General features: G+C 69.4%; 18 protein-coding genes. 8 read left to right on the forward strand and 10 right to left on the reverse strand.

The window, feature by feature from the left end:
* Positions 1–57 precede the first annotated feature (57 nt).
* Both ABDZ92_RS14965 and ABDZ92_RS14970 read right to left on the reverse strand, forming a co-directional pair.
* A complete protein-coding gene (locus tag ABDZ92_RS14965) occupies positions 58–1,473 on the reverse strand; it encodes a succinylglutamate-semialdehyde dehydrogenase (RefSeq protein WP_125960359.1) in 1,416 nt (471 codons plus the stop codon).
* A gap of 79 nt (positions 1,474–1,552) precedes the next feature.
* Positions 1,553–2,941 carry a protein adenylyltransferase SelO family protein gene (locus tag ABDZ92_RS14970; RefSeq protein WP_206432176.1) on the reverse strand — a complete coding sequence of 463 codons (1,389 nt, stop codon included), beginning with the start codon at positions 2,939–2,941 and terminating at the stop codon, positions 1,553–1,555.
* An 18-nt stretch (positions 2,942–2,959) separates the two neighbouring features.
* On the opposite strand from ABDZ92_RS14970, the gene ABDZ92_RS14975 reads away from it, so the two are divergent.
* The 3 genes from ABDZ92_RS14975 (at position 2,960) to ABDZ92_RS14985 (ending at position 6,484) form a co-directional block, all read left to right on the forward strand.
* Positions 2,960–3,844 (forward strand): alpha/beta fold hydrolase, encoded by an 885-nt coding sequence (locus ABDZ92_RS14975; RefSeq protein WP_206432175.1) that lies wholly within the window; start codon positions 2,960–2,962, stop codon positions 3,842–3,844.
* 10 nt (positions 3,845–3,854) lie between these two features.
* The gene (locus ABDZ92_RS14980; RefSeq protein WP_125960356.1) at positions 3,855–4,994 is read left to right on the forward strand and encodes a glycosyltransferase family 4 protein; all 1,140 of its coding nucleotides are present in this window, start codon (positions 3,855–3,857) and stop codon (positions 4,992–4,994) included.
* An 86-nt stretch (positions 4,995–5,080) separates the two neighbouring features.
* Positions 5,081–6,484 (forward strand): NAD(P)H-dependent flavin oxidoreductase, encoded by a 1,404-nt coding sequence (locus ABDZ92_RS14985; protein WP_125960355.1) that lies wholly within the window; start codon positions 5,081–5,083, stop codon positions 6,482–6,484.
* 72 nt (positions 6,485–6,556) lie between these two features.
* Here the strand turns inward: ABDZ92_RS14985 and ABDZ92_RS14990 are convergent, their stop codons facing one another.
* The gene (locus tag ABDZ92_RS14990; RefSeq protein WP_206432181.1) at positions 6,557–6,751 is read right to left on the reverse strand and encodes a hypothetical protein; all 195 of its coding nucleotides are present in this window, start codon (positions 6,749–6,751) and stop codon (positions 6,557–6,559) included.
* A gap of 152 nt (positions 6,752–6,903) precedes the next feature.
* Here ABDZ92_RS14990 and ABDZ92_RS14995 point away from each other — a divergent pair, with 152 nt between their 5' ends.
* Both ABDZ92_RS14995 and ABDZ92_RS15000 read left to right on the forward strand, forming a co-directional pair.
* Positions 6,904–7,392, forward strand: a complete 489-nt coding sequence (locus ABDZ92_RS14995; protein ID WP_125960353.1) for an SH3 domain-containing protein — start codon at positions 6,904–6,906, stop codon at positions 7,390–7,392.
* Between the two features lie 18 nt (positions 7,393–7,410).
* Positions 7,411–8,163 carry a prepilin peptidase gene (locus ABDZ92_RS15000; protein WP_125960352.1) on the forward strand — a complete coding sequence of 251 codons (753 nt, stop codon included), beginning with the start codon at positions 7,411–7,413 and terminating at the stop codon, positions 8,161–8,163.
* Between the two features lie 30 nt (positions 8,164–8,193).
* Here ABDZ92_RS15000 and ABDZ92_RS15005 read toward each other — a convergent pair whose 3' ends face one another.
* From ABDZ92_RS15005 to ABDZ92_RS15020, 4 genes are all read right to left on the reverse strand, one after another.
* Positions 8,194–8,550 (reverse strand): TonB family protein, encoded by a 357-nt coding sequence (locus ABDZ92_RS15005; RefSeq protein ID WP_164521233.1) that lies wholly within the window; start codon positions 8,548–8,550, stop codon positions 8,194–8,196.
* Positions 8,551–8,759: 209 nt separating this feature from the next.
* Positions 8,760–9,362, reverse strand: coding sequence for a DUF1989 domain-containing protein (locus ABDZ92_RS15010; RefSeq protein ID WP_425542296.1), 603 nt, complete (start codon positions 9,360–9,362; stop codon positions 8,760–8,762).
* Positions 9,362–10,045, reverse strand: a complete 684-nt coding sequence (gene gntA / locus ABDZ92_RS15015; RefSeq protein ID WP_125960349.1) for a guanitoxin biosynthesis heme-dependent pre-guanitoxin N-hydroxylase GntA — start codon at positions 10,043–10,045, stop codon at positions 9,362–9,364. The genes ABDZ92_RS15010 and gntA overlap by 1 nt, the downstream gene beginning before the upstream one ends.
* A gap of 95 nt (positions 10,046–10,140) precedes the next feature.
* Positions 10,141–11,211 carry a YihY/virulence factor BrkB family protein gene (locus tag ABDZ92_RS15020; RefSeq protein ID WP_164521232.1) on the reverse strand — a complete coding sequence of 357 codons (1,071 nt, stop codon included), beginning with the start codon at positions 11,209–11,211 and terminating at the stop codon, positions 10,141–10,143.
* A gap of 217 nt (positions 11,212–11,428) precedes the next feature.
* Here ABDZ92_RS15020 and ABDZ92_RS15025 point away from each other — a divergent pair, with 217 nt between their 5' ends.
* Together ABDZ92_RS15025 and ABDZ92_RS15030 are read left to right on the forward strand one after the other, a co-directional pair.
* Complete coding sequence (locus ABDZ92_RS15025; RefSeq protein WP_343763925.1) at positions 11,429–13,531, forward strand: autotransporter assembly complex protein TamA; 2,103 nt, start codon at positions 11,429–11,431, stop codon at positions 13,529–13,531.
* On the forward strand, positions 13,531–17,775 hold the full coding sequence (locus tag ABDZ92_RS15030) for a translocation/assembly module TamB domain-containing protein (RefSeq protein WP_125960348.1): 4,245 nt from the start codon (positions 13,531–13,533) through the stop codon (positions 17,773–17,775). The genes ABDZ92_RS15025 and ABDZ92_RS15030 overlap by 1 nt, the downstream gene beginning before the upstream one ends.
* A 99-nt stretch (positions 17,776–17,874) precedes the next feature.
* Here ABDZ92_RS15030 and ABDZ92_RS15035 read toward each other — a convergent pair whose 3' ends face one another.
* The 3 genes from ABDZ92_RS15035 to hemN are packed head-to-tail and all read right to left on the reverse strand — an operon-like array spanning position 17,875 to position 20,738.
* Positions 17,875–19,098, reverse strand: coding sequence for a flavin monoamine oxidase family protein (locus ABDZ92_RS15035; protein WP_125960347.1), 1,224 nt, complete (start codon positions 19,096–19,098; stop codon positions 17,875–17,877).
* The gene (locus ABDZ92_RS15040; RefSeq protein ID WP_125960346.1) at positions 19,095–19,376 is read right to left on the reverse strand and encodes a hypothetical protein; all 282 of its coding nucleotides are present in this window, start codon (positions 19,374–19,376) and stop codon (positions 19,095–19,097) included. Before ABDZ92_RS15040 ends, ABDZ92_RS15035 begins: the two co-directional genes overlap by 4 nt.
* Before the next feature lie 51 nt (positions 19,377–19,427).
* Positions 19,428–20,738, reverse strand: a complete 1,311-nt coding sequence (gene hemN, locus ABDZ92_RS15045) for an oxygen-independent coproporphyrinogen III oxidase (protein ID WP_125960345.1) — start codon at positions 20,736–20,738, stop codon at positions 19,428–19,430.
* A 123-nt stretch (positions 20,739–20,861) separates the two neighbouring features.
* On the opposite strand from hemN, the gene ABDZ92_RS15050 reads away from it, so the two are divergent.
* Positions 20,862–21,407 carry a hypothetical protein gene (locus ABDZ92_RS15050; RefSeq protein WP_125960344.1) on the forward strand — a complete coding sequence of 182 codons (546 nt, stop codon included), beginning with the start codon at positions 20,862–20,864 and terminating at the stop codon, positions 21,405–21,407.
* The last annotated feature ends 3 nt before the right edge of the window (positions 21,408–21,410 follow it).

Below are 21,410 nucleotides of genomic sequence, written 5' to 3' on the forward strand. Positions count from 1 at the left end.
GGCCGCAACGCCACCCTTGCTTCGCCCGTCCCTAGTGAAACTTTGCGAGCCTTGCGCTCAGCCGTCGCGCAACCCGACGCCGATAGACGCGCGCGCCTGCTCGGCCTCCGACGAGGCGACGGGATAGGCGCAATAGTCCGCCGCGTAGAAGGCACCCGGCCGGTGGTTGCCCGACCAGCCCAGGCCCCCAAACGGCGCCTTGGGCGAGGTGCCGGTGGTCGGCCGGTTCCAGTTGATGACGCCCGCGCGGATGTTCGCCCAAAAGGCGTCGTAGCGCCTGGGGTCCTGGCTCACGAGCGCGGCGCACAGGCCGTAGCGGGTGTTGTTCGCCTCCGCGACCGCGGCCTCGAAGCTTTCGGCGCGGATGACCTGGAGCAGCGGCCCGAAGAACTCGGCGTCCGGGCGTTCGCCCGCCTCGGTCATGTCAACCATTGCCGGGGTAACGAAGGGACGCCCCTCGACCGGCCGCTCCAGATAGCGGATCGGGCGGCCGCCCTTGCCGGACAGGTTCAGGAACCGCTCGGTCAGGCGGTCGGCGGCATCATTGTCGATCACCGGACCCATGAAGGGGGCGGGATCCGCGTGGGGCACGTCGATGATCATCCGGTCGATCAGGGCATTCACCTGCTCCAGCAGCGGATCGGCCAACCGCTGATCGACGATCAGTCGGCGCGCGGCCGTGCAGCGCTGCCCGGCGCCCAGGAAGGCGGACTGCACCACCAGTACCGCGGCCGTGTAGAGATCGGGCGTGTCCCACACCAGGATGGGATTGTTGCCGCCCATCTCCAGCGCCAGGATCTTCTCCGGATGCTCGGCAAAGCGGCGGTTGAGGGCGAGGCCGGTGCGCGCCGATCCGGTGAACAGCAGCCCGTCGATCAGCGGGTGCTCTGACAGCGCCTGGCCGGTGTTGGGCCCGCCGATCAGCAGCCGCACGCAGCCTTCCGGAATGCCCGCCGCCCGATAGCAGTCGACCAGGAACGCGCCGGTCGCCGGCGTCTTTTCCGAAGGCTTGAACACCACCGCATTGCCCGCCAGCAGCGCGGGCACGATGTGGCCGTTGGGAATGTCGGCAGGCAGATTGTACGGCGCCAGCACCGCCAGCACCCCGTGCGGCTTGTGCCGCAGCGCCAGGCGCGAACCCATCTGCGCGTCGAGCCGGCGCTGCCCGGTGCGCTCGGCAAAGGCGGAGATCGACGTGTCGACCTTCGCCATCACCGCTTCCACCTCGCCGCGTGCTTCCCACAGTGGCTTGCCGGTCTCGCGGGCGATCAGGTCGGCGAAGTCCTCCCCACGCGCACGCACCACGTTGGCGAAGCGGCGCAAGGCTTCCGCGCGATAGGACAGGGGCTGCGCTGCCCAGGCCGGCCAGCTCGCCCGCGCCTCGGTGACTTCCGCGTCGACGTTGCCGCAGGCGCCGCGCCACAGAAAGGCGCCGGTTGCGGGTTCGGTCGAGACGAGTTCGGTGTCGCTCATTGGCCCTCGTGGTGAAGCGCGAGAACCTGTGTGCCCCAAAGCTGCGGCGGAAGCCAGTTCGCCAGCCCGGGCGCCACGCCTAGCGCAGCGCCTCGCCCAGCTGCCGGATCTGCGTCACCTTGTCGTGGAGCGCCGACCAGTCGTCCGCCTCGGCGATCGGTGCCCAGATCGCCTCCACTTCCTCGATCGAGAGCTTGCACGGTGCCGCGTCCCAATGCGGGTGGTCGCGCGGCTTGCGCGGCGCATACCCGGCGAGCGCCGCGCGCACCGCGGCAAAGGCCTCGCCATAGCGGGGCTCGTCCGGCAGCGTGCCCCCGAACGCGTCGTGGAAGAAGGCGTCCACCGGCGCGCTCGTCTCCCGCAGGGCAAGCTCCATCTGCCCGACGAGCGTGCGATCCTCGGCCTCGCCACGCGGCGTCACGCCCAGCCGCCACAGCATCGCCTGGCGCACCGCCTCCTGGTAGCGCGGCGCGAACTGCTCGAGCACCGCGATCAGCGGCTCGGAATCCACCAGCGTGCGCAGCGCCACCGCCAGCTGCATCGCGTCCCAGTAGATCGCCTCCGGCTGGCGCCCGAAGGCGTAGAGCCCGGCATGGTCGAAATAGGCGGCCGTGAACGCCGGGTCCCAGGTCTGGGCGAAGCGCCACGGGCCATAGTCGAAGCTCTCGCCCGACACGTTGATGTTGTCGGTGTTGAGCACGCCATGGACGAAGCCCGCCGCCATATACTGGCCCGCGAGCCGTGCCGTGCGGGTCACCACATGGTCGAGCAGCCGCACCGGCCCGTCTTCGCCCGGCTCTTCGCCATAGAAGTGGCGCAGCACATAGCCGACCAGCCGCTCCATCGATTCCGCGTCCTGGTGATAGGCGAGCCGCTGGAAGGTGCCGATGCGGATATGCCCGTGGCTCAGCCGCACCATCACGGCGGAGCGGGTGGGGGAGGGCTCGTCGCCCCGCGTCAGTTCCTCGCCGGTCTCGATGACGGAGAAGGTGCGGCTGGTCTCGACGCCCAGCGCCTCCAGCATCTCGGTCGCCAGGATCTCGCGCACCGCGCCCTTCAGCGTCAGGCGCCCATCGCCGAACCGGCTCCACGGCGTCTGCCCCGACCCCTTGGTGCCCAGGTCCATCAGCCGGCCGCGATCATCCCGCATCTGCGCGAACAGGAAGCCGCGCCCATCGCCCAGGTCGGGATTGTACGACCGGAATTGGTGCCCGTGGTACCGCAGCGCCAGCGGCGTCTGCAGATTGTCCGCCAGCGGCTGGAAGCGTCCGAAATGCGCGATCCACTCGGCATCGTCGAGCGCGTCGAGCCCCACGCTCGCCGCCGCGCGATCGTTGCGGAACCGCAGGATCGTCTTGGGAAAGTCCGCCGCCGCCACCGGATCGTAAAATTCGGGGCCGAGCTCCAGGATCGCCTGTTCGGGCCGATAGGGGACGGTCGACGGATTGGGTTGCGAGCGATTGGCCATACGGCGATATGGGGAGCGATGACCGACAGACGCAACCCGCCCCGTGCCGGCGCCTGGCAGGATGATTTCTGGTGGTCCAACGACGGGCTCCGGCTGCACTTCCGCGATTACGCAGGCCGTGCCGACCGCCCGCCGATCCTCTGCCTTCACGGCCTCACCCGCAACGCCCGCGATTTCGAAGGCGTGGCGGCGCGTCTTTCGGGCGACTGGCGGGTGATCGTGCCGGAGATGCGGGGCCGCGGGGAGAGCGCCTATGCCCGCGATCCCATGACCTATGTCCCGCTCACCTACCTGCAGGACATCGACGCGCTGCTCGGCCAGCTTCAGCTCGACCGGGTGATCCTTTTCGGCACGTCGATGGGCGGCATCCTCACCATGCTGCTCGCGGCCACCGAGCGCGAGCGCGTGGCGGGCGCGCTTCTCAACGACGTGGGGCCGGAGCTGTCGCCGGCGGGTCTCGGCCGCATCCGCAGCTATGTCGGGCGCCAGCTGTGGCATCCGACCTGGATGCACGCCGCCCGTTCGCTCGCCGACGCGCATGGCGAGACCTATCCCACCTACGGCATCGCCGACTGGCTGGTCATGGCCAAGCGCCTGTACCGGCTCAATTCGTCCGGCCGGATCCTGCTCGACTATGACATGAAGATCGCCGAGCCGTTCCGCGTGCCCGGCAACGAAGCCGGGCCGGACATGTGGCCCGCGCTCGACGCGCTGCGCGGACGGCCGGTGGCGCTGGTCCGCGGCGACCGCTCCGACATCCTCTCGGCCGAGGTTGCCGAGCGCATGGCCGAGCGCCTGCCCGACGCGGAGCTGGTCACCGTCCCGAACACCGGCCACGCGCCGACGCTGGAGGAGCCGGAGGCCGCCGCCGCGATCGACCGCCTCCTCGCCCGCCTCGCCTGAAGGTCTCCCGATGCCCGTCCGTATCCTCCACCTCCATTCCAGCTTCGCGCCCGGCGGCAAGGAGCAGCGCGCCGTCCGGCTGATGAACGCCTGGGGCGACCGCGCCGTCCACACCATCGTCTCGGGCGTGCCCGAGCAGACCGGCGCGCGCGACTGGATCGCCAAGGGCATCCGCTACGAGATCGCGCAGAACCCGCCGCCGCTCACCGGCAAGCCCTCGGTCGCACGCTACGAGGCGATCGCCCGCTACGCCTCCCGCTTCGACCTGGTGCTCACCTACAATTGGGGCGCGATCGACGGCGTGATGGCGCGCCGCGCCTTCGGGAAGAACATGCCGCCCGTCGTCCACCATGAAGACGGCTTCAACGAGGACGAGGCCCAGCGGCTGAGCCCCGTGCGCAACATGTACCGCCGCTTCGCGCTCGGCGCCGCCCACGCGCTGGTGGTGCCCAGCCATGCGCTGGAGGAGATCGCGCTCAAGACCTGGCGCCAGCCGCCCGCACGCGTCCACCGCATCGGCAACGGCATTCCGGTCGAGAATTACGCCGCAGGTTGCGCGCCCGACGCGATCCCCGGCTTCCGCCGCAATCCCGGCGAGGTCGTGATCGGCTCGCTGGCGGGCTTCCGCGATGTGAAGGACCTGCCGCTGCTGGTGCGCGCCGTCGGCGGCATCGTCGAGGACGTGCAGCTGGTGCTGGTCGGCGACGGGCCGGAGCGCCAGGCGATCCTCGACGCGGCCGAGGCGATGGGGATCGAGGACCGCGTCCACCTGCCGGGCTTCCTGCCCGAGCCGCATCGCTACATGGGTCTGTTCGACATCTTCGCCCTCTCGTCCAAGAGCGAGCAGCAGCCGATCTCCGTCATGGAGGCGATGGCCGCCGGCCTACCCGTGGTGGCGCCCCCGGTCGGCGACATCCCGCAGATGGTGGCGGAGGAGAACACCCCCTACATGGGCATCGATCGGCACGAGGTGCACCTGCGCGATCGGCTCCAGGTGCTGGCGCAGGACCCCGCCGCGCGCGGCCGCGTGGGCGCCGCGAACCAGGCACGCGCTCGTGCGTTGTTCGACGAGAAGACGATGATTGCTGCCTATGCCGCGCTCTATGAGCAGGCGATGGGCAAGCCCGGGGCGCTGTCGCCCCAAGTGTAATTCTCTCGCGTACGAGGGGATTGGTCGGTAAAGGCGCGCATCGCTGGTCCGCCCAGCCGGTTCGTCGGCATCATTCGGAGGTTGGTTTGTTCAAAGGTCTGTCCCCCATCACCTACAACGGCCGTGAGGTCTGGCCGCTGGTCGAGGGAGGGAAGGGCGTTGCCGCCACCAACCACGCGTCTGCGGGTGCCTGGGCGGCAGCCGGCGGCATCGGCACCGTCTCGGCAGTGAACGCCGACAGCTATGATGCCGAGGGCAAGATCATCCCGCAGGTCTATCGCGCGCTCACCCGCCGCGAACGCCATGAGGAACTGGTCGAATATGCGATCGAGGGCGCCGTCCAGCAGGTGAAGCGCGCCTGGGAGATCGCCGGTGGCAAGGGCGCGATCAACATCAACGTGCTCTGGGAAATGGGCGGCGCGCAGCGCGTCCTCCAGGGCGTGCTCGAGCGCACCCGCGGCATGGTCGCAGGCGTCACCTGCGGCGCCGGCATGCCCTACAAGCTCAGCGAGATCGCGGCCGAGCACAACGTCCACTATCTCCCGATCGTCAGCTCCGGTCGCGCGTTCCGCGCGCTGTGGAAGCGCGCCTATTCCAAGGCGGCCGAATGGCTCGCCGCGGTGGTCTATGAGGATCCCTGGCTCGCCGGCGGCCACAACGGCCTCTCGAACGCAGAGGACCCGCTCGCCCCGCAGGATCCCTATCCGCGCGTGAAGGCGCTGCGCGACACCATGCGTGAGGGCGGCATTTCCGACGATGTGCCGATCGTGATGGCCGGCGGCGTCTGGTACCTGCGCGACTGGAACGACTGGATCGACAATCCCGAGCTCGGCAAGATCGCCTTCCAGTTCGGCACCCGCCCGCTGCTGACCCAGGAAAGCCCGATCCCGGAAGAGTGGAAACAGCGCCTGATGCAGATCGAGGAGGGCGACGTCCTTCTCCACCGCTTCTCGCCGACCGGCTTCTATTCGTCCGCCGTTCGCAACCCGTTCCTGCGCAGCCTGGAAGCGCGTTCGGACCGGCAGATCGCCTTCACCACGCAGGAAGCCGGCGACCACAGCTTCCAGCTGGACGTCGGCGTGAAGGGCAAGAACTTCTGGGTGACGCGCAACGACCTGCTGCGCGCACGCGAATGGTTCGGCGCCGGCTTCACCGATGCGCTCAAGACGCCGGACAACACGCTGGTGTTCGTGACGCCGGAGGAAAAGCAGATCATCCGCAAGGACCAGGCGGACTGCATGGGGTGTCTCAGCCAGTGCAGCTTCTCGTCCTGGGCGGATACCGAGACGAACTCGACCGGGCGCCTGGCCGATCCGCGCAGCTTCTGCATCCAGAAGACGCTGCAGGACATCGCCCATGGCGGTCCCGTCGACAACAACCTGATGTTCGCCGGCCATGCCGCCTATAACTTCAAGCGCGATCCCTTCTACTCGAACGGGTTCGTGCCGACGGTGAAGCAGCTGGTCGACCGCATCCTGACCGGCGACTGATACGAACAAGGGCACGGCCGCCGATCGCGACCGTGCCCTTGTCTTCTGGGCGCGAGAGACGCCCGTGCGGGCTCAGTCGTCCACGACTGTTCCGACTACCGCGCCGCCGACGCCGCCGACCGCAGCACCCTTCTCGACATCGCCGTTCGTCGCCGCAGCAACGCCGGCACCGCCCGCCGCGCCGATGCCGGCACCGGCCAGCGTGGAACAGGCACCCAGCGGCATCGCACAGGCGAGCAGCAGGGCAGGGGCAATCAGCTTCTTCACGGCAGCTTCTCCGGTTTGGTTGGGGGTATCTAACCAAAGCATCGGCCGCGCTGAGGTTCCGCCCGGATGTTCGCCTTTGGGCGTGCACGGCGGTTGAAGCCGGCGGCCCGAACGCACTACGGTGCGCCCCGGGGGACAACAGAGGACGACACATGCGGCATTCGGTGGTTTGGCTTGGCGGAGCGGCGATCCTGGCCGCGGCGGTGGTTCCCGCCGGCGAGGCAGCCGCGCAAAAGCGCAAGCCGCCCTATTACGCCTCCATCGCCGCGGGCGAGGCACGGATGCGCACCGGCCCCGGCAAGAACTATCCGGTCAGCTGGACCTTCCGCCGCGCCGACCTGCCGATCAAGGTGGTCGACATCTACCAGGACTGGCGCAAGGTCGAGGATCCGGACGGCACCCAGGGGTGGATGCAGGTCGGCCTGCTTTCCGACCAGCGCACCGGCTATGTGAACGGCGGGCTGGTCGAGCTTCGCTCCGCACCCAATGGCTCGGCGCACGTCGACTGGCGCGCCGCACCGGGCGTCGTCGGTCGGCTCAGCCGCTGTTCGGCCGGCTGGTGCTATTTCGACGTGAAGGGCCGCGGCGGATATGTCGAGCAGTCCCGCCTGTGGGGCGTCGATCCTGGCGAGGATATGTAAGCCCCGGCGCGACTTCCCATGGTTGAACCCTGGATCTGGCCCGCCGCTCTGGGGCTGCTCGGGCTGGTGTTCGGCAGCTTCATCGCCACCCTCGCGATCCGCTGGCCGGAGGGGCGTTCGAGCCTCGTCGGCCGGTCCGCCTGCGACGGTTGCGGGCGAACGCTCCGCGCGATCGAGCTGGTACCGCTGGCGAGCTTCCTCGTTCAACGTGGTCGCTGCCGAAGCTGCGACGCCACCATCGCGCCAAGCCATCTCGTGGTGGAGCTGCTCGGCCTCGCCATCGGGGTCGCCAGCGGGCTTGCCGCTACCGAGCTTCCCGCGATCGCCGGCGCGGTCTTCGGCTGGCTGCTTCTGGCGCTCGCGGCGATCGACCTGCGCGCCTTCTGGCTGCCCAATCCGCTCACCGCGGCGCTGGCGCTCCTCGGGTTAGGGACCGGGCTGCTCGGTATCCCGCCATCGCTTCCGGACCGGCTGATCGCCGGCGCTGCCGGCTTTGCGGCCCTATGGCTCGTCGCAACCGCCTACCGCCGCCTCCGCGGCCGGGTCGGCCTTGGCGGGGGAGATCCCAAGCTGTTCGGCGCGATCGGCCTCTGGCTCGGCTGGCACGCGCTGCCGCTGGTGCTGCTGCTCGCCTGCCTGCTGGGGCTGGCGGTGGTGCTCGTCACCCGCATCCTGGGCCGGCCGCTCGCCGCCACCGACAGGCTGCCCTTGGGCACCCTGCTGGCGCCGGCCGCCTTCCTCCTGTGGCTGCTCGCACAAGCAGCTGCCTGAGCCTCAGCCGCAACGCACCGGCCTGTCGGCCTAGTGAGCCAAGTACCAAGTCACGCGCAGGGGGTATTCGGAGGCGACCGGCCGTCCGGCGTCGTCCTTGGCAGGATAAAAGGAGACGTGCTCGACGATCAGGTCGCAGGTACCCTCGTCGAGCGGGTCGAACCCGCTGGATTGCGAGATCGTGCACTCCGCAACCGCGCCCTGTTCGTCCACCCGGAGAATGGTTGCCACCAACCCCTGCTTCCGCGCGGCCACAGCTTCGGCCGGATAGTATTTCGCACCGAACCACTTCGCAGGATTGCCCCGAAGCTTCGCCTTCTGTGCCGGAGCCGGCGCGGCCGCGCCCTCGGCCTGAAACATCAGCGCCGCGACCAACAGGATCAGCAAGCCGTCTCTCCCCCATGGCGACAACCCCCGTCGCCGGGCGTGGATAGAGCATGTGCGAGCCGCCTCGTCCATGGGGCACATGTTGCAGACAGCTGTCCTACATGCGCGCAAGATGCTTCGGTGGCGACATGACGGCCGCATCCCTCTCAACCCTCTGCAGAGTCGACAGAAAATCGCGGTGCAGCGTGTTGCGTTGGCCTAACCTTAGACTAACTTTCCGATCCCGTCGGCTCCACGCGATAGTGGATCGGCTTGAACGTGCCGCCGTTGGAATCGGGCGCCGAACAGGCGGTGAGGCCGATCACCAGGTCCATGTGCGCGCGCAGGCGGATGAAGTCGCCCGCCTTGCTGATCGGGGGCAGCACCTTGAGCTTGCCCGTCTCGCCGTCGATCGGCACGTTCATGAAGCAGTTGAACGCCACCGGGATGCGGTCGGGCGCGATGCCATAGGGCTCCAGCGCCGCCGCCAGGTTGCCGAAGCAGCCGCGATGCGGCGGCAGCTTCGGGTAGAAATGGTGGAAGGTATCGTAGGAGCAGGGCGTCAGCAGGAAGTCGTGCCGCCCCACCGTATCCTCGATGATCTCCAGCATCACCTGCGACCGGTTCGAATAGAGCCGGTGGCCGGTGGTGAGGTAAATGGTTTCGGCATAGTCGAGCGTCCGGCCCGAGGAGATCACCTCGTCCAGGTCGTGCGCGTTGAACGCCAGCAGGTCGGCGACCTGCTCGCCGCGCGGATCGATCACCGTCAGCGTCTCGCCCTTCGCCAGTCGAAAGGCGGTGCCGCTGCGCTCGGGAATGACTTGGGTCGAAATCAGGCGTCTCCGGAATAATGGAACGGGCAGCGCCAGCCCGCGTCGACTTCGCGCCCGCTGTACTGGCGCGCTTCGCTGGACGTGCCGTGGGGTGCCAGCATCGGGTTGCGCGATCCTGCCAGCGCCTCGTCGCGCACCAGGATCTTCTCGCGCATGCTCTCGTACTTGCCCTCGGCGCGCAGCCGCTCGAACTGGTCGTGGAGGTTGAACACCATCGCCGGGCGCTCGAACCGCCGGGCAGGGCGGCTGGAGTTGGGGTGGAGGCCCACCACGAAGAACGCCTCGCCGCCGAAGCTCAGCGAGAAGTGCGGGTTCTCGGGGTCCGGGCTGACGCGCGTGTCATACTCCTGGCCCCGCCACACGTCCTTGTCCGACAGCGACTGGACGCGCTGCCACAGCGCACGCTCGAACGCTGCCTCGGACAGGTCGTCGGGGCCGTCGAAGACGACGGCGAAGCTGCGGTACATGGTCTTGTCGCGGCGATAGGCCTGGGCGAAGCGCAGCAGCGCGTCGTGGATGCGCACGTCGTCCCAGGCGCTGTCGATGCGGGTGCAGCCGAACACTTCCAGCGTGCCCTTGGCGAGGGCGGCCTTGGCGCCGACGCACGGAAAGTCGCGCTCGCCGACATGGGCGAACATCATCGCTTCCAGGCGCTCCTGCGCCTCGTGCTTCCAGCTAAACATAGGTTTGGATTTGATCCCTTCGAGCCGCCACTACGTCCGGCAGGCGAGTCGAGTTCCGCCACCCCGGCCATGCGGCCGGGGTGGCGGCGGTCCGCTCAATATTTGTCGCGCCGCGGCTTGTGCTGGCGCTTGCTCGGCAGCTGGTCGGCCATGGTGGCGCCGCGGCGCCCCTGCGGGCGGGGGCGGCCGGTCGTGGAGTCCACGCCGGTCTGGCGTTCGGACTCCGCGTTGATCTCCGCACCGATCAGCACGGCGTAGCAGGAGACATAGAGCCACATCAGCAGCACCACGACTGCGCCGAGCGCCCCATAGGTCGCGTTGTAGTTGGCGAAGTTCGCGGCATAGACGCCGAACCCCAGTGTCGCGATACCCCACAGCAGCGTCGCGGCGACGGAGCCGATCGACAGCCACTGCCACTGCGCCCGCGCCCGGTCCGGCGCGTAGCGGTAGATGAATGCGAAGGTGCTGCTGGCGATGGCGATCGCGACCAGCCAGGTGAGGATCTGGATGGTGATGACGCCCGCGCGGCCCAGCACGTCGACCGCGGTCTGGAGGTAGCCGAGCGCACCTGCCGAGAAGAGGCCGACCAGCGCCGCCAGCACCGCGCCCACCGTCAGCAGCGCGGAGGCGAGGGTGGTCTGGATGATGTTGCGGCTCTCCTCCTCCTCATAGATCACGTTCAGCGCCTGGATGATCGCGCTCGACGCGCGCATCGCACCATAGATGGAGAAGAACAGCGCGATGGCGAGACCCAGCCCGGCCTTGGAGGCCGCGGTGGTCGCGACCGAGATCAGCTGGTCGGAGATAAGCCGCGCCGCATCCGCCGGCACCAGTTCGAAGATCGTCTTCATGTGCTCGGCGACGGTGCTCGGGTCGGCGACCAGGCCATAGGTCATCACGATCGCGCCGAGCAGGGGCACGAAGGAGAGGAAGCAGTAGAAGGCGACGCCCGCCGCCATCAGCGACAGGTTGTGATAGCCGTCCATCGTGTAGACCCGCTTCAGAATGGACTTCCACGCGGCCCAGGGATGCTGCCACGGGTGGGTCGATTCCACCCCCGGGACTTCATGGGGTTCCGGGTGGAGCTTGGTCTCGGTGGGATCGACGTCGGGTGCGCTCTGGCCGGCGGCAGGCGCGCTGCCGGAAGGGGTCGCGGCGTCGGTCATCTGTCATTCCTCGCTTTCGATCGTCCCGGCTGCAACGCGCGCCGCCGCGATCTGGATGCACCCGAAACGATTCCGGGGCGGGCGGGAACCAAGCTGCTTCGTTACGGGTTTAGAGCGGTCCGGGGACGGGCGCGCGCGGGCGCCTGGGAGTAAAGGGGAGCAAGTGGGGGATTCTCGTCGACAGCTGTACTGGAGCCTGCTGGCCAGTGCCTTTGTGATGCCGTCCGCGATCGCTGCTCCGGTCGCCCAGCTCTCCGCACCGCCTGCAACCGAAGCCGGCGGGGCTCCTGCGGCAAGGCCCGCGGATACGCGCACCCAGGATGGGCAGACCGCTGCCGCCCAGCCGCAGGGCGACATCGTTCCCGAGGCAGAGTTCGACAGCTCGCTTCCCCCGCTCAGCGGCGACATCAATGCACCGCTGGAGGCGATGCCTTCCGCCACGCCATCCGCCCAGCCCAACGTGCCGGCAGCCACGCCCGCGGCGAATGCGCCCCAGACCGGCGCAACCGCGGGCGAAGCGATCCCGGACGCGCCGCTGGCCGAGGAGGCGGAGCTCGCGCAGCCGCTGCCGCCGATCGCGACGTTCGACGCCAACCCGGTCGAAGTCGCGGGCGTCGACGACAAGGAAGGCGCCGAGATCCGCTACAAGGTGGCGGTCAACGGCCTGGACGACATCGACACGCTCGATCGCTTCGACGCGCTGTCCTCGCTCAAGAAGGACGGCACCAAGGCGGCAAACGCGGCGATGATCACCGCGCGTGCCAAGGAGGACGAGCAGCTCGCAGTCCGTATCCTGCATGCCGAGGGCTATTACGACGGCACCGCCGTCTCGACGGTCGAGCAGCAAGAGGGCGGCACCGTCCAGGTGACGATCAACGTGACGCCCGGCCCGCAGTACAAGCTCGCCTCGATCAAGGTGGATGCGGCGCCGACGACGCCGCCGAACCTGGTCGACAAGGAACTGCCGCTCAAGGTCGGCGAGCCGATCATCGCGGAGCGAGTGCAGGCGGCGGAGGCCAACGTCAGCCTGAAGCTGCCGCAGCAGGGCTATCCCTTCGTCAAGGTGGGCGAGCGCGACATCCTGCTCGACGAGCAGACGGTGACCGGCGACTATACGCTGCCGGTCGACACCGGCCCGCGCTCCTCGTTTGGTGGCTATACGACGGACGGCAAGCTGGCCTTCGACGCGGAGCATGTCGGCGTGCTGGCGCGCTTCGAGCCGGGGGAACTCTACGATACGCGCAAGGTCGACGACCTGCGCGACGCGCTGGTGGGAACGGGGCTTTTCTCCAGCGTCTCGGTGGAACCGAAACGTACCGGGCAGCTTGCGCCGGATGGAACCGAATACGTCGACCTGGCCGTGCACCAGACGGCCGGACCGGCCCGCACGCTGGCGGCAGAGGCGGGCTATGGCACCGGCCAGGGTGTGCGCGTCGAGGGCTCCTGGACGCACCGCAACCTCTTCCCGCCCGAAGGCGCGCTGATCATCGCCGGCGTCGCCGGTACCCAGGAACAGGGCCTGAGCGCGACCTTCCGGCGCCAGAACGCGGGCAAGCGCGATCGTACCGTCAGCCTGACCGCAGCGGCCAACCACTCCAACTACGAGGCCTATGAGGCGTTCACCGGCACCCTTGCCGGCAAGATCTCCTATGATTCCACGCCGATCTGGCAGAAGCGCTTCACCTATTCCTATGGCTTCGAGACGAACAAGCGCGACCGCGGCACCTATTTCGTCGCGGCGCTGCCGTTGTTCGGCGGGTTCGACACGTCCGACAACCTGCTCAACCCGACCAAGGGCTTCCGCCTGAAGCTGAACGCAAGCCCCGAGACTTCGGTGCGCGGCGACGTCAGGCCCTATGGCCGCTTCATGGTCGAGGGCACGGCCTATTATCCGGTGACGTCCAGCATCGTGCTCGCCGGCCGGGCACGCGCCGGCAGCATCTTCGGCATCGATCGCGACGATCTCGCGCCCTCGCGGCGCTATTATGCGGGCGGCGGCGGTTCGGTCCGCGGCTTCGGCTACCAGGAACTGGGGCCGCGCGCCCCGGACGGCGATCCGATCGGCGGCCGCAGCCTCAACGAGTTCGCGATCGAGGCGCGCTACCGCTTCGGCAACTTCGGGATCGTGCCTTTCCTGGATGCAGGGCAGGTCTATGAAGGAACGATGCCCGACGCTTCCGACCTGCGCTTCGGCGCCGGTATCGGCGGCCGCTTCTACACCAACTTCGGCCCGCTCCGCGTGGACGTCGCAACGCCGCTGAAGCGGCGCGAAGGCGAGTCCAAGGTGGCCCTCTACATCTCGATCGGGCAGGCGTTCTGATGGCCGAGGAAGTGATCCGCGAACCCGGCGCCGGCGAAGAGCGCGTCGTGGTGGTCGATCGTCGGCCGCTGTGGCAGCGCATCGCCAAATGGGTCGCCATCGTCCTGGCAGGGCTGGTGCTGCTGCTGGTCGTGCTGGTGATCGGGCTGAACACCCGCTCCGGTCAGGGCATCCTGGTCCGCCAGATCAACAATTTTTCGACCGCCTCGGGCCTGAAGGTCCACGTCGGCCGGATCGAGGGATCGCTCTACGGCGCGATGGTGATCCACGACCTGCAACTGCGCGACACCAAGGGCGTCTTTGCCTCGTCGCCGCAGGTCGCGATCGACTGGCGTCCGTTCGCCTTCGTCCGCAGCCATGTCGACGTGCGCTCGCTGACCAGCCCGCTGATCCGCTACGATCGCAATCCCGTGCTGCTCGCCACCCCGCCGAGCGAGGACCAGGGGCCGCTGCTCCCGGACTATGACATCGACGTCAACAAGCTGTCGGTCGGCCGCCTGGAGATCGGGCCGGCGGTCGCGGGGCAGCGCTATGTCGCGAAGATCGACGGCCAGGCGCACATCGCGGACCGACGCGCGCAGATCCAGGCGAACGCCGGCACCATCGCAGGGGGCGGGCTTGCCGGCGGTGACCGGCTGGTGCTGCGCCTGGACGCGGTGCCGGACGACAACAAGCTCGACGTCGACCTGCGCGTGACCGCGCCCAGCAACGGCCTGGTCGCAGGCCTTGCCGGGCTAAAGGCGCCGCTGGTGCTGAACGTCGACGGCCGTGGTGCCTGGAGCGACTGGCGCGGTCGCGCGGCCGGCACGCTCGGCGGGCAGCCGCTCGTCGATCTCAACGTCCTCGGCCGCTCGGGCAACTTCCAGGTCCGCGGCTTCGCGCGTCCGGGGCTTTACCTCGAGGGACCGGTCGAACGTCTGACCGCGCCGCGCCTGCAGATCGCGCTCGACACCGCGCTCGACGAGCGGGTGGTGGACGCCAAGCTCCGCCTGCGTTCGGACGCGCTTTCGGTCGCGACCGATGGCAAGGTCGATCTCGGCCAGAGCCGCTTCGGCGACTTCCGGGTCGAGGCGATGCTGCTCACCCCCGGTTCGATCGCGCCCAACCTCAACGGCCGCTCGGTGCGCGCCGCGGTCGTCCTGGACGGTCCGTTCCGCACGCCCACCGTCGACTACAAGGTCCAGGCTGCCGCCATCGGCTTCGGCGAAACCGTCGTCGAGCAGCTTTATGCCGAGGGCAAGGCGACCATCGACAGCGAACGCATCCTGATCCCGATCAACGCCAAGGCACGGCGCATTTCCGGCCTCAATGCCGCGGTTGGCGGGCTGGTGACGAACGTCGCGATCAACGGCGATCTCGCGATCAGCAACGGCGACCAGGTGCTCTCCGACAACCTGCGCCTCCGTTCCGACCGGATCGACGCGACCGCGATCATCGCCGCGAACCTCTCGACCGGCCGCTACACGGGCGCGTTGAAGGGGCGGATCAACAATTACGAGATCGCCAGCATCGGCATCATCAACCTGCAGACCGATGCCGACCTCTACACCGCTGCCAACGGGGGCTACGGCATCCGCGGCCGCGTGGTCGCGCAGACCAAGCAGCTGTTCAACGAGGGCATCCGCAACTTCCTGGGCGGCAATGCGACCACCTCAGCGAACATCGCCTACAGCCCGGAAGGCATCATCAGCTTCTCGAACCTGAAGCTGAGCGCGCCCCAGTTCCGCATCCTGCGCGGCTCGGGCCGCTACGATCCGGCCGGGCCGCTGCTGGTCAACGCAGACGCCTATTCGACGCAATACGGCCCACTCACCGCGCGCGTGTCCGGCTCCATGGCGGCACCGGTGGTGTCGCTGCGGGCGCCGCGTCCCGGCGTCGGAATTGGACTGGTCGACCTGAAGGCAGACGTGCGTGGGCAGGGGGATCGCTATGCGATCGTCGCGTCCGGCGGCACCAACTATGGCCCGTTCAACGCGAACGTCCTGCTGAGCACGGCACCGCGCCTGACGGCCGACATCCGCTCGGCGCGCTTTGCCGGCGTCGACATCAACGGCCGCGTGCAGGCAACCAATGCGGGGCCGTTCGCCGGGCGCCTGAACTTCTCGGGCTCGGGCATCAACGGCTTCGCCAACCTCGGCGCGGTGGGCAAGTACCAGCGGGCCGACCTGAACGCGCGCGCCTACAACGCCCGCATTCCCGGCCAGGATGGGATCACCATCGGCCAGGCGATCGTCACCGCCTCGGCCGTGCTGTACGACCAGCCGCAGATCGTGGCGGACGCGCAGCTCGGCAACTTCCGCAGCGGCGAGATGGTCGTGACGCGGGCCCGTGCCAAGGTGAACTATCGCGGCGGCAACGGCACGGCGCAGCTGCTGGCAGAGGGTTCCTCGGGCGTGCCGTTCCGCGTGGCCGCCAACGCCCGGCTCAACCCGAACGAGTATCTCGTGGCGCTGCAGGGCGTGGGCAACAACGTCAACTTCCGCACCGCCAACCCTGCGCGGATCGTGCCGGGTTCGGGCGGCTACCGCCTCTACCCGACGCGCATCAACTTCGATCGCGGCTCTATGCGGATCGCGGGCTCCTACGGCGCCGGCATGACGCTCCAGTCGCGGCTCGACAGCCTCGACGTGAGCCTGCTCAACGCGTTCGTGCCGGGCCTGGGCCTCGGCGGCACGGCCACCGGCAGCCTGGACTTCGCACAGCCGAGCGGGGCGAGCTTCCCGCAGGCGGATGCGCGGCTGACCGTTCGCAACTTCACCCGCTCCAGCCTGGCGGCGGTCTCCGATCCGGTCGACGTCGTCTTCGCGGGCGACCTGCGGCCGGAGGGCGGCAGCGGCCGGGCACTCATCCGCCGGGGCACCACCACCGTCGGGCGCATGGTCGCGAACCTGCGTCCCCTGGCGCCGGGTGCCGGATCGTGGACGACCCGCCTGATGGCGGCGCCCCTGTCGGGCGGCATTCGCTACAACGGCCCGGCAGGCGTGCTCTTCTCCTTCGCGGGCCTGACCGACCAGCAGCTGTCGGGGCCGATCGGCATCGCCGCCGACTTCAGCGGGCGCGTGCAGGCGCCGCGGCTGACCGGCGTCGTACGCGCCAACAACCTCACCTACGAGAATGAGGCGCTCGGTACGCGGCTGACCCGGATGCAGATCGACGGCCGGTTCAACAACGACCGCTTCGAGCTGGTGACGCTCAACGCGCGGGCCGGCGAGGGCAGTCTTTCGGCGAAGGGCAGCGTCGGCCTCGCCGCCGACAGCGGCTTCCCGATCGACGTGCAGGCGACGCTCGACAATGCCCAGTTGGCGCGCAGCGATGCGCTCGGCGCGTCGGCGAGCGGCCAGATCCGCGTGCTCAACAATGCGCAGGGCGGCTCGATCACGGGCCAGCTCAACATTCCCGAGGCGCGCTACCAGATCGCGTTCCAGGGCGCGTCGGAGGTTCCCGAGCTCACCGGCATTCGCCGCAAGAGCGAGATCCGTGCGGCCGCGGCCAACCCGCAGCCGGCGGCTCGCGCAGCACCGGTGGGGCTGTTCAAGCTCGACCTGCGGGTGCGCGCGCAGAACCAGCTCTACGTGTCGGGCATGGGCCTGGAGTCTGAGTGGAAGGCGGACCTGCGGATCGGCGGCACCTCGGCGGCGCCCCGCATCGCCGGCGGCCTCGACCTGATCCGCGGCACCTATTCGTTCGCCGGCAAGGAGTTCGACGTCGACCGCGGCAAGATCAGCTTCGAAGGGGACGACTTCACCAACCCGGTGATCGACATCGAGGCGAACACCACCGTCGAGGACGTGACCGCGACGATCCTGGTCGCCGGTACCGCCCAGGCGCCGCGCATCTCCTTCACCTCCACCCCCGCGCTCGCGCAGGACGAGGTGCTGGCACGGCTGCTGTTCGGCCGCTCGGTGACCGACCTGTCGGCGACCGAGGCGATCCAGCTGGCGGCGGCGCTCAACTCGCTGCGCGGTTCGGGCGGCGGCGGGCTCAACCCGCTCGGCAAGCTGCGCTCGGCGACCGGCATCGACCGGCTGCGGATCCTGGGAAGCGACGAGGCGACGGGCCGCGGCACCGCGCTGGCTGCCGGCCAGTACCTGACCGACGACATCTATATCGAGATCATCACCGACGCGCGGGGCTTCACCGCCACCCAGCTCGAGGTGGCGTTGACCAAGGCGCTGAGCGTGCTCTCGCAGACCGGGTCGTTCGGTGGATCGAACGTCAGCGTACGCTACTCGAAGAACTACTGACGGAAAGCCGGCGCGCTTCGGTGCGCCGGCTGTCCAGCCTGCCAACACTGCGCGCCCGGCCTGCCTGCGCAGACGTGCGGTTCGAAAGCGGGGGGTGGCTTAGGCCAGCGCGGCGAGTGCCGCTTCGGCAGCAGCTTCGCCGGTGGCGAGGGCGCCGTGCGCGGTGGAGAAGTCGCTCGCCGAACAGGCCTCACCCGCAAAGAACAGCCGGTCGTCTGGACTCGCGAGAACGGCGCGGGCATCGGCATGGCCGGGGAGGGCATGGCTGTACGATCCGCCGAAGCCGTCCGCCTGGCCCCATGCAGAGGCGGCGATCAGCCGCAGGCCTCGCGCGAACTCCGTGCCGAGCAGCGCGCCGAGCTCTTCCCGTGCAAAGGTCGCGGTGGTGTCCGGGCCCGCAACCTCCAGCGCCGCAGCGCCGCTGCCGCCGAAGAAGCATTCCACCACCGGCCGCCCGAACGGACGCAGATAATAGCTGCCGGTCTCGCTGGCGTGCGGGTTACCGAGCAGGTGGCTGTCCGGCGGCACAGCCTCCGGCTCCTCTAATCGCAGGAACAGTTTGTTGGCGAGCCCAAGCGGCAACTGCGCAGCGGCATGGCAGCGGGCATCGTAGCGGGCCGGAAGCGCGATCCCTCCGCGGGCGAGCACCGGCGTCGCGACGGTCACGATCGCCGTCCGCGCGCGCACGGCGCCGCGCGGGCTCTCCAGCACCAGATGGCCGCCCTCGTCGCGGATGCGCCGCACGGGGGTGCCGAGCGCCACCGTCACCGGCGGCAGCTGTGCCGCCACCAGCGTGCCGTAGCCGTCGCGCACGCGCCAATTGTCGTCGGTCGCGGCATCGTCATAGGCAAGGTAATCGGCCACCGAAAGGTCGGCGAGCCCCGTCCCGTTGATGTAGCCGCTCAGCGCCTCGACATAAGCGTTCCACTCGCCCTCGGGCGGGAGCGCATCGGCGGCACGATCGCTTGGCGGCGGGTCGCTGCGCAGCCGCGCATCCCACGCTTCAAACGCGCGGTCCGCCGCTTCGCGCTGCTCGGGCGGGAAGCCCAGGTCGCGCAGCTGCTTGCCCCAGGCGGTCTCGCTGCGGTCGATCGCGAAGCCGGCATCCTTGGCGATCGTCACCCACGGGTTGCGGTCCGCCGAGTGGAGCCAGCCGCAGCCCATGTCGAGCGGCATGCCCTGGACGCCCAGCGTCCACGCGCGCCCGCCGATACGGTCGCTCGCCTCCAGCACCAGCACATTCAGGCCGCGCCCGTGCAGCCAGCGCGCCGCGCCGATGCCGGCAGCACCGGCGCCGATGATGGCAACGTCGACGTCCGTCATTGCGCGCGCGGGTGCGGCTCCGCGGTCGCGGACTGGGCGCGAGCCTCGGCTTCCGGATGGCCAGGCAGGCCATCGGTGTCGGCGGCTCCGGCTCGCGGTGTGGCGGCCCGCGCCGGATGTGCTCCCTGCGGGTCCATCTCCGCCGCGGCGGTACCGCCAAGGCCTCCGCCGGGGGTCCCGTCCAAGCGGCTATCGGTGAGCACGGCGGCAGCGCTGGTGTCGTCGCGCGCGTCGTTCTGGGGTGTCTCGGGGGCGTTGCTCGGCTGGTTGGTGGCCACGGGCGATCTCCTATAGCCCTTCCAACGCGCGAGCAGCCGAGCCTTTCCCGGTCAGACCGCCTTGCTGAAGCGCTGTGCGTCGGGCTGCCGATAGCGGTCGAACGCGGCCGCCGCGAGGCGTGCATAGGGGCGGCCGTCCGGCAGCACGGTCACGCGGGTGCCGTCGATCCGCACGAGACCTTCCTCGACCAGATCGGCAAGCGCGGGCAGCGCATCGAGCGCAGGAGCGGCGTCGACATTTCCGTCGCACAGCAGCCGCTCGATCAGGCCGGAGCGCAGCCGGTCGTCCGCCGACCGCGCGACGCCGCGCACCGCCGCCAGGCCGCCGTTCGCGACCCGCATGCGGTAACGGCCGACATGCTTCTCGTTCTGCACCAGCAGCCCGTCGTACTGGCTGATCGAGGAGGCCCCGAGACCGATGATCGCCTCCCCCGGCTCGTCGGTGAACCCCTGGAAATTGCGGCGCAGCGTCCCCGTGGCCGCCGCCCGCGCGAGGCTGTCTCCCTGCCGCGCGAAATGGTCGAACCCGATCGCGGCATATCCCGCGCCGACCAGGATGTCATAGGCAAGCGCACTCTGGGCAAAGCGCTGCGCGGCGTCCGGCAGCGTCTCGTCGGGGATCATCCGCTGGCGCGGCAGCAGCCGCGGCATGTGCGCATAGCCGAACATGGCGATGCGATCGGGCGCCAGATCGAGCGCGGCGGCGAGCGTCTCGGCCAAGTCCTCGGAGGTCTGGTGCGGCAGGCCGTACATCAGGTCCAGGTTGACCGCGGCGATACCGGCTGCGCGCAGATCGAGCACCGCCTGGCGCACCATCTCGTACGGCTGGATGCGGTTGATCGCGCGCTGCACATGCGGCGCGAAGCACTGCGCACCCAGGCTCACCCGGGTCACGCCGGCGCGCGCGAGCGCCTCTGCATAGGTCGCGTCCAGCGTCCGGGGATCGAGCTCCGCCGCGATCTCCAACCGCCCTGCGCAGGCAAAGCTCCGGCGCAGCAACTCGGTCAGCCGCACGAAGTCTTCCGGAGGCAGCGCATTGGGGCTGCCGCCGCCGAAATGGATCGCGACGACCCGGCCGCGCATCCGGGCTGCTACCGCGCCGATTTCCTGCTCCAGCGCCGCCAAATAGGCATCGAGGCGGGAGGCGCGGCCGATCGCCCCGGTGTTGCACCCGCAATACCAGCAGATCTCGTGGCAATAGGGGATGTGGAGGTAGAGCGAGACCGGCGTCTCTGGCGCGATGGCCGCAAGCGCCTCCGCCTGTTCGGCCGGGCCGACGCCGGTGTGAAATTCCGCAGCCGTGGGATAGCTGGTGTAGCGGGGCACGGAGCGGCGCGCGAGATCGGGCAGGTAGCGGTGCATGGGGCTGCTTTCTGCTCCCGCGCGCGCGGGCACGTTGACGCGCGTCAAACTTGGGCGCGGGCGTTTGATGCGGGTCAACGCCGCTCCTGGCGTTCGACCGCACAAGGCGGGCTGGAGGCCTGAATGACTGACATCCAGCACCTGTTCGAACCCAAGCGTCCGGCCGCCCGCCGCTGGCACGTCATCGACGAGATCGACCTCGTCCCGCTGCTTTCCGAGCATATGCGTAGCGAACAGCTTTGCCGCCGGCTCGAGAAATGTGCGGACGCGCTGCCGGAGCTGCCGGACGCGGAAGAGATCGAGGCGCTCTGCGACGCGCTCGATGCGCAGGCCGTCGAGCAGGCGAGCCGCGAAGATGCGCTGCTGGACGCCCTGTTCGGGGCGGAAGCGGAGCCGTTGGCAGACACGCTGCTGGCGTACGTCCGCGCCCAGCACGTCACCTTCGCGGTGCAGGCGCAGGACATCCTCGCGGTGCTGCGCCCCCATGCCGTCGATCGCGGGCCGTGCGCGGCGACTCTGGGCTACATGCTGCGCTGCTTCTTCGACGGCTGCCGTGCCGCCATGGCGTTCGAGAAACTGGCCATCCGCACGCTGGCGGAAGCCAGGCTCACGTCGGCCGCGCGCCTGCTGCTCGACAACCGGCTCCAGGCCCGCTGCCGCGTCGCCTGAGCG

The sequence above is a fragment of the Sphingomonas molluscorum genome, from assembly GCF_039522995.1.
GTDB classification, from domain to species: domain Bacteria; phylum Pseudomonadota; class Alphaproteobacteria; order Sphingomonadales; family Sphingomonadaceae; genus Sphingomonas; species Sphingomonas molluscorum.

Excerpts from the sequence above, each read along its gene's own strand:
- ABDZ92_RS14965 (WP_125960359.1), bottom strand. The coding sequence starts at position 1,473 with ATGAGCGACACCGAACTCGTCTCGACCGAACCCGCAACCGGCGCCTTT.
- ABDZ92_RS14970 (WP_206432176.1), bottom strand. The coding sequence starts at position 2,941 with ATGGCCAATCGCTCGCAACCCAATCCGTCGACCGTCCCCTATCGGCCC.
- ABDZ92_RS14975 (WP_206432175.1), top strand. The coding sequence starts at position 2,960 with ATGACCGACAGACGCAACCCGCCCCGTGCCGGCGCCTGGCAGGATGAT.
- ABDZ92_RS14980 (WP_125960356.1), top strand. The coding sequence starts at position 3,855 with ATGCCCGTCCGTATCCTCCACCTCCATTCCAGCTTCGCGCCCGGCGGC.
- ABDZ92_RS14995 (WP_125960353.1), top strand. The coding sequence starts at position 6,904 with ATGCGGCATTCGGTGGTTTGGCTTGGCGGAGCGGCGATCCTGGCCGCG.
- ABDZ92_RS15000 (WP_125960352.1), top strand. The coding sequence starts at position 7,411 with ATGGTTGAACCCTGGATCTGGCCCGCCGCTCTGGGGCTGCTCGGGCTG.
- gntA (WP_125960349.1), bottom strand. The coding sequence starts at position 10,045 with ATGTTTAGCTGGAAGCACGAGGCGCAGGAGCGCCTGGAAGCGATGATG.
- ABDZ92_RS15020 (WP_164521232.1), bottom strand. The coding sequence starts at position 11,211 with ATGACCGACGCCGCGACCCCTTCCGGCAGCGCGCCTGCCGCCGGCCAG.
- ABDZ92_RS15025 (WP_343763925.1), top strand. The coding sequence starts at position 11,429 with ATGCCGTCCGCGATCGCTGCTCCGGTCGCCCAGCTCTCCGCACCGCCT.
- ABDZ92_RS15030 (WP_125960348.1), top strand. The coding sequence starts at position 13,531 with ATGGCCGAGGAAGTGATCCGCGAACCCGGCGCCGGCGAAGAGCGCGTC.
- ABDZ92_RS15035 (WP_125960347.1), bottom strand. The coding sequence starts at position 19,098 with ATGACGGACGTCGACGTTGCCATCATCGGCGCCGGTGCTGCCGGCATC.
- hemN (WP_125960345.1), bottom strand. The coding sequence starts at position 20,738 with ATGCACCGCTACCTGCCCGATCTCGCGCGCCGCTCCGTGCCCCGCTAC.
- ABDZ92_RS15050 (WP_125960344.1), top strand. The coding sequence starts at position 20,862 with ATGACTGACATCCAGCACCTGTTCGAACCCAAGCGTCCGGCCGCCCGC.